The sequence below is a fragment of the Nostoc sp. NMS9 genome, assembly GCF_017114995.1.
In the GTDB taxonomy this organism is placed as follows: Bacteria; Cyanobacteriota; Cyanobacteriia; order Cyanobacteriales; family Nostocaceae; genus Nostoc.
This window is the reverse complement of record NZ_JABXKL010000015.1, coordinates 193,228-205,449: the sequence shown is the minus strand read 5'-3', so window position 1 is coordinate 205,449 and position 12,222 is coordinate 193,228. Positions and strand designations below refer to the sequence as shown.

The 12,222-nt window shown below is 39.7% G+C and carries 10 protein-coding genes; 5 read left to right on the top strand and 5 right to left on the bottom strand.

Annotation, left to right across the window (positions count from 1 at the left end; genetic code table 11):
* The first annotated feature begins 77 nt into the window (after nt 1–77).
* Nucleotides 78–1,253, top strand: a complete 1,176-nt coding sequence (gene speY / locus HWQ40_RS06035) for a deoxyhypusine synthase (protein WP_292775598.1) — start codon at nt 78–80, stop codon at nt 1,251–1,253.
* 94 nt (nt 1,254–1,347) lie between these two features.
* Here speY and HWQ40_RS06030 read toward each other — a convergent pair whose 3' ends face one another.
* Nucleotides 1,348–3,255 carry an adenylate/guanylate cyclase domain-containing protein gene (locus tag HWQ40_RS06030; protein ID WP_366933921.1) on the bottom strand — a complete coding sequence of 636 codons (1,908 nt, stop codon included), beginning with the start codon at nt 3,253–3,255 and terminating at the stop codon, nt 1,348–1,350.
* Nucleotides 3,256–4,097: 842 nt separating this feature from the next.
* Nucleotides 4,098–5,243, bottom strand: coding sequence for a hypothetical protein (locus HWQ40_RS06025; protein ID WP_292775596.1), 1,146 nt, complete (start codon nt 5,241–5,243; stop codon nt 4,098–4,100).
* 405 nt (nt 5,244–5,648) lie between these two features.
* On the opposite strand from HWQ40_RS06025, the gene HWQ40_RS06020 reads away from it, so the two are divergent.
* Nucleotides 5,649–5,912, top strand: coding sequence for a helix-turn-helix transcriptional regulator (locus HWQ40_RS06020; RefSeq protein WP_292775594.1), 264 nt, complete (start codon nt 5,649–5,651; stop codon nt 5,910–5,912).
* The gene (locus tag HWQ40_RS06015; RefSeq protein ID WP_292775592.1) at nt 5,909–6,826 is read left to right on the top strand and encodes a hypothetical protein; all 918 of its coding nucleotides are present in this window, start codon (nt 5,909–5,911) and stop codon (nt 6,824–6,826) included. Before HWQ40_RS06020 ends, HWQ40_RS06015 begins: the two co-directional genes overlap by 4 nt.
* Here HWQ40_RS06015 and HWQ40_RS06010 read toward each other — a convergent pair.
* The 3 genes from HWQ40_RS06010 to HWQ40_RS06000 form a co-directional block, all read right to left on the bottom strand.
* On the bottom strand, nt 6,792–7,880 hold the full coding sequence (locus HWQ40_RS06010; protein WP_292775590.1) for a DNA methyltransferase: 1,089 nt from the start codon (nt 7,878–7,880) through the stop codon (nt 6,792–6,794). The genes HWQ40_RS06015 and HWQ40_RS06010 overlap by 35 nt on opposite strands.
* Before the next feature lie 86 nt (nt 7,881–7,966).
* On the bottom strand, nt 7,967–9,028 hold the full coding sequence (gene speB, locus HWQ40_RS06005; protein WP_292775588.1) for an agmatinase SpeB: 1,062 nt from the start codon (nt 9,026–9,028) through the stop codon (nt 7,967–7,969).
* A 192-nt stretch (nt 9,029–9,220) separates the two neighbouring features.
* Nucleotides 9,221–9,523 (bottom strand): acylphosphatase, encoded by a 303-nt coding sequence (locus HWQ40_RS06000; RefSeq protein WP_292775585.1) that lies wholly within the window; start codon nt 9,521–9,523, stop codon nt 9,221–9,223.
* Nucleotides 9,524–9,763: 240 nt separating this feature from the next.
* On the opposite strand from HWQ40_RS06000, the gene HWQ40_RS05995 reads away from it, so the two are divergent.
* A complete protein-coding gene (locus HWQ40_RS05995; RefSeq protein ID WP_292775583.1) occupies nt 9,764–10,141 on the top strand; it encodes a DUF1823 family protein in 378 nt (125 codons plus the stop codon).
* Between the two features lie 354 nt (nt 10,142–10,495).
* Nucleotides 10,496–12,154: an alpha-amylase family glycosyl hydrolase gene (locus HWQ40_RS05990; protein WP_292775580.1), complete on the top strand. Its 1,659-nt coding sequence runs from the start codon at nt 10,496–10,498 to the stop codon at nt 12,152–12,154.
* The last annotated feature ends 68 nt before the right edge of the window (nt 12,155–12,222 follow it).

Genomic DNA, 12,222 nt, shown 5'->3' with positions numbered 1-12,222 from the left:
TCAGTTTCGATTAATGTGCTATCACTTTGGCTGAAAGCTAGATAACATTAGATTCGTTACTGTTCGGGAGTGCCAAAATGTCTAAACAGCTGGGTCAAAAAATTGCACCTACACCGATATCAAATGATATCAATGTAGTGGATTTGATCGATCAATACTTCACCGCTTACAACTCAGCGCGGTTGCGGGAAATCTGCCAACTACTGAGTCGTGATGTACTAACGGAAGGTGTCACGGTGGGCGTTAGCCTTTCTGGTGCGATGACGCCAGCAGGATTTGGGGTTTCAGCACTTGCACCTTTAATTCGCAACGGCTTTATTGATTGGATGATTAGCACTGGTGCAAATCTTTACCACGATATGCACTATGGTTTGGGTTTTGAACTCTTTGCTGGTAATCCGTTTTTGGATGATGTGAAACTGCGTCAAGAAGGCACGATCCGCATTTATGACATTATCTTTGGTTACGATGTGCTTCTAGAAACTGATGCGTTCATCCGCAAGATTCTCCAAGGAGAAGCGTTTCAAAAGCGGATGGGAACGGCTGAATTTCACCATTTACTAGGTAAATATGTTCGAGAAGTAGAAAAGCAATTGGGTGTGCAGCATTCCTGCTTGCTAGCTACAGCTTATGAATATGGTGTACCGATTTATACGTCTTCTCCAGGAGATAGCTCAATTGGGATGAACGTGGCGGCTTTAGCATTGGAAGGTTCGCAGTTGGTGATAGATCCATCAATTGACGTGAATGAGACGGCTGCGATCGCATATAATGCCCGTGAATCAGGAGGTAAAAGTGCGGCTGTAATTCTCGGTGGCGGTAGTCCTAAAAACTTTTTGCTACAAACTCAACCCCAACTTCACGAGGTTTTAGGGTTAGAAGAACGAGGACACGATTACTTTGTGCAGTTTACCGATGCACGTCCAGATACAGGCGGTTTATCTGGAGCAACCCCATCGGAAGCTGTCAGTTGGGGTAAGATTGACCCGGATGAGTTACCTAACACAATCGTTTGTTATACCGATAGCACGATCGCTCTACCACTGGTGACAGCGTATGTGTTAAACAAATGCCAGCCTCGTCCCCTGAAGCGTCTGTATGACAGGCGAGAAGCCATTTTCGAGAAACTGCAAAAAGACTATCTAGCAGCCAAAACCCGACCATCGGATCAGGTTCCAGCAGCAGTTGCTGAAAGTGCTTCACAGCAAACAGCAACTTATCCCTGTGGGCGGTTGATTCCGAATACTCACTAGGGAATAGGTAGGGGAGCAGGGGGAGAAATCAATTCAAAATTCAAAATTCAAAATTAAAAAACTTCTGCCTCCTGCCTCCTCTTTCCCAATGCCCTCATCTCTTCCGTCCAATCAACAAATAAGTTGTCATCTTCCCTTTGCCTTTAACTTCAATTTCGCCTTGTTTTTCAAATACAAATTCATCACACAAGCACTTATAAGTATTTTCTGTAACCTGGATTTTACCAGCACTACCTTGGGATTCCATACAGTTAGCGATGTTTACTATGTCTTTACAGAGTTCATAAGTAAACTTATTCAGATCAATTACTCCCCCCACTACCGAACCGCTATGGATGCCGATACGGATGCTGAAATTTTGGTTATTCTCAGTATTAAATAGAGCGATCGCAGTTTGCATATCTAGTGCCATCAGAGCGATCGATTGAGCACGATCTTGGCGGCATGTAGGTAAGCCACCAACCACTACATAAGCATCGTTAATAGTTCTGATTCTCTCTAAACTATATCGTTCGGTGAGGCGATCAAAAACTGAGAAAATTGGGTTGAGTAGGTTCAGCAGTTGAATTGCACTCATAGAAGTAGCAATTTCGGTCAAGCCGACGATATCTGCACATAAAACTGTGACATCAGCAAAGTCTTTGGCAATGCTAGCTGGTTGTTCTTTCAGTTCTCTAGAAATTGCGACTGGCAAAATATTCAGCAATAAACGTTCGGTTTCTTTCTGCTGATAGCGAAGTGCTTCTTCTGCCGCTACTCGCTGGGTTACATTGCGAAAAATGCCGCGAATCGCAACAGGATGACCTTCAACAAATTTACAATTAATATTACCTTCTAGAAAGATTGTTTGACCGTCTTTAGTAACGAATATGGCTGTTACTTGCCCAAGCTTTTCTCCTGATAGCACCCGATAAAATCTTTGCAAACAGCTTTGTTTAAACTCTGGATGTATAATATCGAAAATACTCATATTCGCAATTTCCGCTTCGCTATATCCCAAAGTTTCTTTCCATGCACGATTGACATACAAAAAACGACCAGATGGATTGACAGATTGAATCAAGTCATTAGCATTTTCAAATAAATCTCGATATCGTTCTTCACTTTCTACAAGAGCATCTTCTGCTTGTTTGCGTTTGATAAATTGGGCAATTTGGCTACCAATAGAACCCATCATTTGCAATAGGTCTTTATCTTTTGATAGTAACTCCCGGCTAAAGAAAACCATCACTCCTAAGATTTCACTATCGTCTAAAATCGGGAAGCCAAAAGCTGCGTGCAATCCAGCCTCCGCAGCTGGTAGCGATCGCCTTTGATCTCCATCTACTGTGATATCTTTAATCCACAAAGGCAAACGTCTGATCCAAATTCGACCAGGTAAGCCAACACTAGGTGTATAAGTAATTTGCCAGGTGATTGCTTTAAACTCTCGGACAGAAACTAATCGACTTGACCAAATTTCTACACACCTTAGTACTGCATTGAGACTATCTCCTTCTACCGAAGTGCCAATATATTGGTTTGGTGTCCAAAGTTCGCCTAAATCCCATCCCAAGTTTTGACAAATCGACTGCAAAATTTGTGGAATTCCCTGCTTTATGCTCTGTGATTCTGATAATATGCGAGTAATAGAATACTGGGCACTTGTACGCTGTTCCCGGCGTTGCCAAGCAGTAATATCCCGACCAATGTAGACAATATCTTCTAGTCCTTCTGTTTTTTTTGGAATCACTGAGCAAGAAAAAGCAATCAACAGTTTTTCTCTAGTTTTTGTTCGACAAACTACTTCTATATTCTGGAAATTACGCTTTAAATAAGAATGTTGATAAATAGCTTTAATTAAAAATTGATCCTCATCAATGATTAGTGATATTGGTTGATTTATTAATTCTTCTTCCTGAAAACCAAATAATTGTTGAGCAGCACGATTTACTTTTTTTATTTTTCCTGAATTATTGGTTACTAACAAAGCATCTGCCATTGAAGTAATTACTTGTTCCATGTAATTTCTGTATGAGATTAAAGTACTTGATAGCAGATTCGTTTTTTTGGGTTGTTGTGCTAATTTTTGCTAGATGGCGCTATCATAGTGATAACTAATAACTCAGTAATCATAATTTATAATTAATAATTTCAGTACTAATAAGGATTATTTTAGCTATTATTTCAAATGTTTGATTAATATACAAGCCTGTTTTTCCAAAATTTATATAAGTTACTATTACTCAGTTTTTTACTAAGTTTATATTACTTGATTAAGTGTGCTATTATTTCACATCAATCGAGTATAGTTGAGCAAAAACGACTAGTTCGCTGTGGCGGAAGTTTGCCTACCTTTAACAAGTTGTTCAGAGCAACTTATCTAGTTAATTGAGATAGTAGCTAGATTTCCGTTGTGCTGTACTAGTGCAATGTCTAAGCTAGTGCAAGAGGTTTGATAATAAACACTTTAGTCCTTACTACAAACTTGCTTACCCATCAATTTAAACTAAATAAGCTTGATTAATATTTTTAATATACTTCTTTTGGAGGATTGACAATTTAATATAATATTGATGTTTGAGCAGATGATACTTAATAGTTGCCTTCATATTTAATTTTAATCCTATCTGGTATTTTACAAAACGGTGAGTTAGATTAGTATTGCAACTAACATATTGCTGAAAACACCTTTCATTAGTTTCGCTATCTTGAAAGTTGATTTTTCAAGATAGTGCGTAGGCGTAGCCCGTCGTAGACATCGCCAGCATCTGAGAAATTTGAAACCCGTTACTTTATAAGAGAGTGGCGAGTCTGTAACTAGGTTCCCGCCACTCTCTTGTTCTTCAATTCCATCAATGAAGTTTATGATTGTGCGCTGGCTACTATTTGATTCCAAGCTTTGACTGCTGTCTGTAAATTCTTTGGCAGGTTATTTTGAGAAATATCATTGTACTGAACCGTACCTTCTTGACTGGTGAGGGTGTAGGTGATATAATCAGCAGCACCACTGGGGGCTGGGTAACTCAAATTCCGAAATTTACTAAACTGAGAACGTTTTAGCGATCGCACAAATTGTTGTACCTGTTGCACAGAAACACGGCGAACACTACGTTCAGAATCATTAGCATCACCAATCCGCACGCGAATCAGTCTCCCATCTTTGAGTAAAACAGTCTCATCGGTTCTGCCAGCAAAACCCCCACTGGAGATTTGGCGAAATATTATATCTCGATCTAACGGTGGTGGTAACTCACTAGCTGGAATTTGCACAGGCTCCAGTGTAGTTTCGTTAGCCTTTTGATTCAGCCTGAGTGCAGAACCTGTTTGATTGGTATGATAAACCAAGGTTTGGTCAACTGCACCGACAACCACCCGCCAGCCTGATACCAAAGCTTGGGTACAGAATTCATCAGCATTAGCTAATTCTAAACAGCTATCTCTCCAGGTTTGCTGTTGAGCCTCAATAATGGTTAACTGAGAAATTGGCTGTTGCAAACGTCTAGATGCGGCTTGTAAAACCGCATTTTTTACAGATATAGGTAATTGATCTGGCAGATTTTCTGAGGGAGTGTTTGCCGAAGCCAAACGTAGCGATCGCCCATTGTTATTGGTATGATAAACCCAATTTTCTTTGCTATTAGATACCACAATCCGCCAACCAGGAACTAAGGCTTGGGTGCAGAATTCATCAGCTTGAGGCAGTTCCAAGCAACCATTGCGCCAAGTCTGTTGATTGTAGTCAATAATTTGCAGTTGTCTAGTAAAAATTCCCTGCCTGCGGGCTAAATCTCGCAATACTGCATTAGCTACTGGACGTGGCAAGCGGTTTGGTTTAATATTGTCTTTAAGAACTTCATTGCTTGTTTCTAGAGATAAATTCGCAGAAGCGCCCGTCGCACCTTTGACAAGTGTTAAACCGCTACCAACAGACAAAATACCAGTCAAAATCAAAGCAGTGAAAATTCGCGCTTGATTGGTGTTAAAGTAGTTTTTCAGCATAATTTTCATAGTAAAATAAAACAAAGAAATAGTATCCAGCCACGAATAGACAAAAAAGTATATAATTCTAGAACTTTATTAGTTGGAATTAGTTTAGTCTCTATGTTGTCAAAGAGATATAAAGACAGACGCTAATATACTGTTTGTTTGTTCCTTATACAAATTCTGAGAAAAATCCACTCAATCAAAACGCTCAAATAAAGCTGTATCATTGCAATGAACCCAAATTCCTATTAAGCGTAGATATAGCCTTGCTGACACCAAAGGCAAACTAAACCGTATAGTTTAAAAATCATGCTCATACTTAGAGGTGAGATTTCTTCTTTAGCCAACGCATCTGTTATCCTGTTTTGGGATTATCCGAAAATAGGTTTATTGTACTTGACATACACCTAGTGCTAAAGCCAAAGCCCGATGAAATCTATCTCCAACCATGAGTATGATATATTCCGGCGCTGTATGATTGCGGCTCGCAAGGAAGCACAACTTACTCAGGAATCTCTTGCTAAATCTCTTCAAAAACCGCAATCTTTTGTTGCTAAATATGAGAATGGTGAGCGACGCTTGGATGTCGTCGAGTTTATCATAGTTACTCACGTAATTGGCGTAGACCCTTGTGCCATTCTTAGGAAGGTTGAACAACAAATATCTGAAACATCTTGTGAAGAAAAATTATGAACACACAAGATGTAATCAGACTCGCATCTCAGTATTTAGCTAATTTATCGGGGCATACATTTGATGTTTTAGACATATCTAAACCCGTGACAGTGAATGCAGCAGTCAATTTAGCTAAAGTGATCTCGAAGCTTTCACCATTACTTGGAAATCTAATCGAATTTAACACTGTTGAGTTCTTAAATAAGCAGGATGATTTTGCTGAATTTGGAACATGGCAGAGGCAAGATCCTGGATTCCCTGACGCTATCTTTGTGGGAAACGTTCAACCAACACCAGGATTAGAGATTAAAGCATGGTTTCCATTGGCAACAGAGATAACAGCGCGATTCAAAGATAGCCAGAATCACTTTCAGTTTGATCAAACTCACGTTGCGATGTTGGCATGGCTACCTGAGAAAATTATTTACGGAAAACCTCGTATTTTAGATGTGTGCGTTGTATCTGGCTTGTCAGTAGCTCTAGCTAGAGACACTCATTACCATAATCCGCCAGACTATCTTGTTTTAGAGCCAGAAGATACAACTCAAAGGACAGCAAACCTACAGCAAACGAACACCAGTGGCTATAAGTTTCAAGGTTCTGCCACTGAGTTTTTAGAGGCTCAGAAAATGGTTGACTCGTGGGGGGCTGAAGCTAAGATTTACAAGCCAACTAGGGAATATCAGCACCTTCTACGGGAGTTATTAATAAGATATAAATACAGGCTAGACACTAACTTTGCGAAGATAGACAGAATTGTGCATCCCGGCATTGAGAAATTTAAGAAACGTGTTTATAACGTTGAAGTTTCTGGCATGACAGTTGGGCAATGGAACAGGATTCTATCAAGCCGCCGAGAAGACACTATAACAAAATCACTACAGGAGTATTTAGAGATCAGAGAAGAGAGCATTGATGAACTTCTTGATTAAATCGCTGGACTCCATAATAGAAATAATCTGGATCAATTTCACAAGAGTAGGCTTTGCGGCTAAGTTTCCGGGCGCCTAAAGAAGCACTAAACAGTCCACCAAAAGGTTCCCAAACTACATCATATTCATCACTTGATGATTCAATAATTATGTTCATCAAATCGAGAGGCTTCTGGTTAAGATGCAACGCCTTCCCAGAGGTTGTTTTAACTCTTTCATCACCTCGTAGAGCTGGGCGTTCCCATACATTGGTAAAACCATGAGGACATCTAAACTTTGACCGCATTTTACTCCATTCTTGCCCTGTTAAGGGTTGATTGCCATCTAAAGAAAAATAAGGTTTTCTTTCAGCGCTACCATGCTCATTTGCATAATTGACTAGCCTTTCAAACATCTCTGGAGGTGGAAAGTACCATAAATGTCCTTGATCAAAATATTTCCTAGTGGCGGCATCCACCACTCCACACGCATCGTTTGCTCGTCGCAACGGTAATCTAGACCGTTTCCATTCTTTCAGTAACCAGGCTTTTAAGATAAGTTCGTTAATTCTAACTTCTTTTACATATTGAACACAAACTTCTGTAACCACCGGAAATCTGCGAATTTTTTCTGTGTTAACATTCCCTGCAATGTGACCTTTGCCCTTATTCCAAACATTGCAGTTAATATACCGCCAACCATACTTTTCTAAAATTGGATGTACCACAGCCCAGCCAATTTCTGAGTTCCAAAACCAGAGTGTTGTGGATGGCATTGCTGCTTTTGACCACTCCTCAATATGAGGCTGATACCAACTGGGCAAATCAATATGATCGGATGTGTCTCCTTCAAAACCAAGAATACCATAAGCACCATCTGAAACGATTACAGTAGGCTGCTCCCAATCTTTATAATGTTCAAGGCTATTACCTAGAAATAAAGCAACGTATTCATCTCTCCATTCGGAAAAGTTAAGTTTGGTGTTTAGGCTAACGACCTTTCCGCGACCAACTGTACTGGTAGCTTTACTTTTCAAGGTTACTGTAGAACTAGCTTCTGGATCAGGTCGGCTCATTGATTCTTCCAGCTCTTCAAATCGTGATGTATGCAAATTTATCCTATTTTAGGATATTAGCCTAGTGAGAGACATTAAAATTAACGTTAACCGGACAGATATGACTCCTGAATTCTGTTTGATAAATCCATCAAATTTGCCAGCTTGTAAACTACTCGCGCTCCAACATTACCATCCCACTCCGCATCACCGACTTCGCAAATATCAAAGCCAATAATTTTTCTCCCACTATTGACCAATTCTCGGAACAGACAAAAAGTTTGCTCTAATTCCAACCCACCTGGAACAGGAGTACCCGTACTCGGACAGAGTTTTGGATCTAAACCATCTACATCAAAGCTAATATAAACATACTCAGGTAAATGACTGATAATTTCTCGGCATAAATCAATCCAAGTTGTGCCAGAGTAAAGCTTTTGCTTAATAGCTGGGTCGTAGTAAGCAATAATGCGACTATCAGATTGGTCAATCATTTGCACTTCATCATGACTAATATCACGCAAACCTACCTGTACTAACTTAGAAATTTGCGGTATTTTCATCGCATTAAACATAATCGACGCATGGGAAAACTCAAATCCCTCATAAGCATCGCGTAAATCTGCGTGGGCATCAATGTGCAAAATGCCATAGTTTGGGTATTTAGCTGCTAATGCTTGGAAATAACCTAAAGGCGAACTGTGATCTCCACCTAGAACTGCAACTCGTTTACCATTATTAATTGCTGCCTGACAATTTTCAAACAGCCATTGATTAACCTGTTGACCAGCCTGATTAATTTCTGTGAGGACAGATGTTAAATCAGGTGTATCTGAAAGTTGTTTACCTTGGGCTAATCGCCCGATAATTTTTGCTGCCAAAGCGCGGTAGTATGTGTTCTTCTCTAAAATATCTTGGGGAATTTCTTCCATAAAAATTCCCTGCTTCCAACCATCAGGGTGATCGAAATCAAACAAATCTAGTTGAGTCGAAGCATCTAGAATTCGCTGTGGGCCATTAGCAGTGCCAGCACCATAGGAAACAGTGACTTCCCACGGCACACCAAAGACAATCAAGTTTGCAGACTCATAATCGCAGGGCAAACCTAAGAGGTTGCCATTTATTTCACCTACGCCGCTGGGATTGTAGTCTTTTAATTGATTACTCATTGAGTATCTTCTGGATTTACGTGGATAGACAGCACGCCGCCTAGTGGACATCTGCATTGTAATCAAAATTTTTCACAGGCGGTAAACTGCTTCAAGGGATGAACAGGAAAAACCCACGAGTATACAGGTCACTTCAGCATAGTTTATTGGGCACAGGGGATAGTTTTTCTTTCCTGTGCCCTTGTTAACTCCCTACTCAACTCGCTTAACTTCAAATCCTCGCAACCCTTCCGGTTCCTCATATTCAACCACAACATCTTTAACCACAGCAGCAGGTGGCCCAGAGTGACACCAGCGAACCATGTCATCTACAACCTCTCGCGCCCCTTCAAAAACTGCCTCTACTCGATTATCGGGGAGATTCCGCACCCAACCGGTTAATCCCAATTGCCTAGCTGTATCCACAGTGGAATAGCGATAACCTACTCCTTGGACTCGGCCAGAAATGAATACATGGGCGCGGATAATCTTTGGCAGTGCTGTGGAATTCTGCATAGACTAGTCTAATCTTTACGATTTCCAGTCTACCTAGTTTGTGTATACACAATCTGTTTTTAACTCCAGCTAGCGAAATTAATTCCGGTCTTTCTTAATACCTACTAGTTTTTGTGCATTTCTAGCGCTTTTCAAGTAATTGAACTACCCTACTCCCCATCTAAGTCCTAGTCTAAATACCTGAAAACTGCTGTAATTTAATCAGTAGCCAGTTTTTCCACTTGGAATTTTGAATTGTTTATGTCTAACTTGCCACCACTTAATACAGAAACAATTTGGGCAATTCTTGACGATAAACTTGATGATGCCACAGTCAACCAGTTGCTATGGCATTATTTAGGTTATCGCTATGACTCCTCAATTGCACAATGGGACACTAACCAAGTTGCACCAGAGTGGCATAATGAGTACCCACAACCACCAGATTTCATTGAATCTCGCCCCGCAACTGTCAAATTGACTCGTTCCATTCCTGCTGAAAATAAACAAATGCTAAAAGAAAAGCTGGGTTTCAAAGGTTACAAAATTGGTGAATTTGGTCCTCGGCAAACTCGCAGGGCGACAGCAGCGAATTGGTTATTAAGTTATCTGCAACAAGCTAATAACAAAAAAGAGTAATTTTGCTGTATATTTTTGGTAAAAATAGTATGTTTTTTACCAAAAATGTACTGTATTTGAACATTAGAAAAACTGTTGTTTTATTTAATATTTTTTGCAGTTATATGCAATATTTTAAAAAAGATTAGTTTTTATAGACAATCTTTGCAGGATAGTAAATCCGTATTTTAGTTAATAAACAAATACTATAAACAGCCAAAAATCAAAAAAATACGGTTAAGTTTTATAAACGATTCATAAATTATTCCTGAAGATAGAAGCACTCGCGATCTAATTATTTCTCTAGAGCTATTTTCAAATTCAATTGAGCATCAGAGAATATTTCTATCAACCCTTGATATTACAAACACTTCTATGGCAAAGCCAATTGAATTTAATTTATTTGCACCTTACAACAAAGGAGCCGCATTAATTGGTTCTTTTTCTGATTGGCAAGAAATTCCAATGAAAAGAGGTGATGATGGTTATTTCCGCACAAGTGTTGAACTAGAAGATGGCGTTTATAAATATAAATTCCGCATTCAGTCAAATTCATGGTTTTTTGAACCAGAACAATGGGTTGATGTTACAGATCCTTATGCAACTGATATAGATGAACAAAGTGGAAAAGACGATGGTGTTATCCGGATCAAAGATGGGAAAAGGATTACTGATACTTATGTTTGGCAACATGATGATAAACCTTTACCTGCTGACCACGAATTGGTAATTTATGAATTGCACGTCGGTGACTTTTCTGGTGGCGAGGACGATCCTTATGCACGAGGTAAATACAAACACGTCATTGAAAAGTTAGACTATTTGTGTGAACTAGGAATTAATGCTATTGAGTTGATGCCACTTAAAGAATATCCTGGTGATTATAGCTGGGGTTATAATCCGCGCCACTTCTTTGCAACAGAATCAAGTTATGGTTCTACCGCTGAATTGAAAAAATTGATTGATGAGTGTCATGGCAAAGGCATTCGTGTAATTCTTGACGGAATTTATAACCACTCAGAAGCATCTGCTCCCTTAACACAAATTGACCACGATTATTGGTATCATCACGAACCTCGTGACCCTGATAATAATTGGGGGCCTGAGTTTAATTACGAACATTATGACGAAAAATTAGATATTAAGCCAGCCTGGAAATTTATTGGTGAGACAATTCGTTATTGGATTGGAGAATATCATCTTGATGGTATTCGCTATGATGCAGCGCGGCAAATTGCTAACTACGACTTTATGCACTGGATTGTTCAGGAAGCCAAAAAAACTGCTAGCATGAAGCCTTTTTACAATGTTGCCGAACACATTCCTGAAACTACCAGCATTACCAATGTAGATGGGCCAATGGATGGTTGCTGGCATGATAGTTTTTATCACTGCATTCTAGAACATATTTGCGGTGATACATTTGATTTAGAGCGTTTAAAAGATGTCATTGACTGCAAGCGCCAAGGCTTTTTGGGTGCCACCAATGTAGTAAATTACCTCACCAACCACGACCATAATCATGTCATGGTTGAACTGGGGAACCGTGAGATTTTTGACGAAGAGGCCTTTCGGCGGGCTAAATTAGGAGTAGCCATCTTAATGACTGCTGTTGGTGTGCCTTTGATTTGGATGGGAGAAGAATTTGGCGAGTATAAACCTAAACAACCTGAATCATCCAAAATCGATTGGACGCTGTTAGGGAATGATTTAAATCGTAGTTTATTTGATTCATACAAAGGCTTAACCAACCTGCGTAAAAGTAATCATGCTCTCTACACGGAAAATATTGATTTTATCCACGAAAATGCAGAGGCAAAAGTATTAGCTTATACTCGTTGGAATGATGAAGGTTCTCGTGTAGTCGTAATTGCAAATTTCTCAGAAAACTTCCTAGCTGACTATCATGTTCCTAACTTTCCTAGCGCTGGGACATGGCACGAGTGGATAGGCAATTATGATGTCGAAGCTGGTGACGATGGCATTATAACTGACTTGGGCCCATACGAAGCCAAAGTGTTTGTATGGCAGTAATGATATACACTACCACTCAGTCAGTAGTCTAATAGCAAAGAAAAGGGGGAAATATTTCCCCTTTTTTA

What these genes read in the sequence shown, in the direction of transcription:
- speY (WP_292775598.1), top strand. Translation starts at nt 78, where the DNA reads ATGTCTAAACAGCTGGGTCAAAAAATTGCACCTACACCGATATCAAAT.
- HWQ40_RS06030 (WP_366933921.1), bottom strand. Translation starts at nt 3,255, where the DNA reads ATGGAACAAGTAATTACTTCAATGGCAGATGCTTTGTTAGTAACCAAT.
- HWQ40_RS06025 (WP_292775596.1), bottom strand. Translation starts at nt 5,243, where the DNA reads ATGAAAATTATGCTGAAAAACTACTTTAACACCAATCAAGCGCGAATT.
- HWQ40_RS06020 (WP_292775594.1), top strand. Translation starts at nt 5,649, where the DNA reads ATGAAATCTATCTCCAACCATGAGTATGATATATTCCGGCGCTGTATG.
- HWQ40_RS06015 (WP_292775592.1), top strand. Translation starts at nt 5,909, where the DNA reads ATGAACACACAAGATGTAATCAGACTCGCATCTCAGTATTTAGCTAAT.
- HWQ40_RS06010 (WP_292775590.1), bottom strand. Translation starts at nt 7,880, where the DNA reads ATGAGCCGACCTGATCCAGAAGCTAGTTCTACAGTAACCTTGAAAAGT.
- speB (WP_292775588.1), bottom strand. Translation starts at nt 9,028, where the DNA reads ATGAGTAATCAATTAAAAGACTACAATCCCAGCGGCGTAGGTGAAATA.
- HWQ40_RS06000 (WP_292775585.1), bottom strand. Translation starts at nt 9,523, where the DNA reads ATGCAGAATTCCACAGCACTGCCAAAGATTATCCGCGCCCATGTATTC.
- HWQ40_RS05995 (WP_292775583.1), top strand. Translation starts at nt 9,764, where the DNA reads ATGTCTAACTTGCCACCACTTAATACAGAAACAATTTGGGCAATTCTT.
- HWQ40_RS05990 (WP_292775580.1), top strand. Translation starts at nt 10,496, where the DNA reads ATGGCAAAGCCAATTGAATTTAATTTATTTGCACCTTACAACAAAGGA.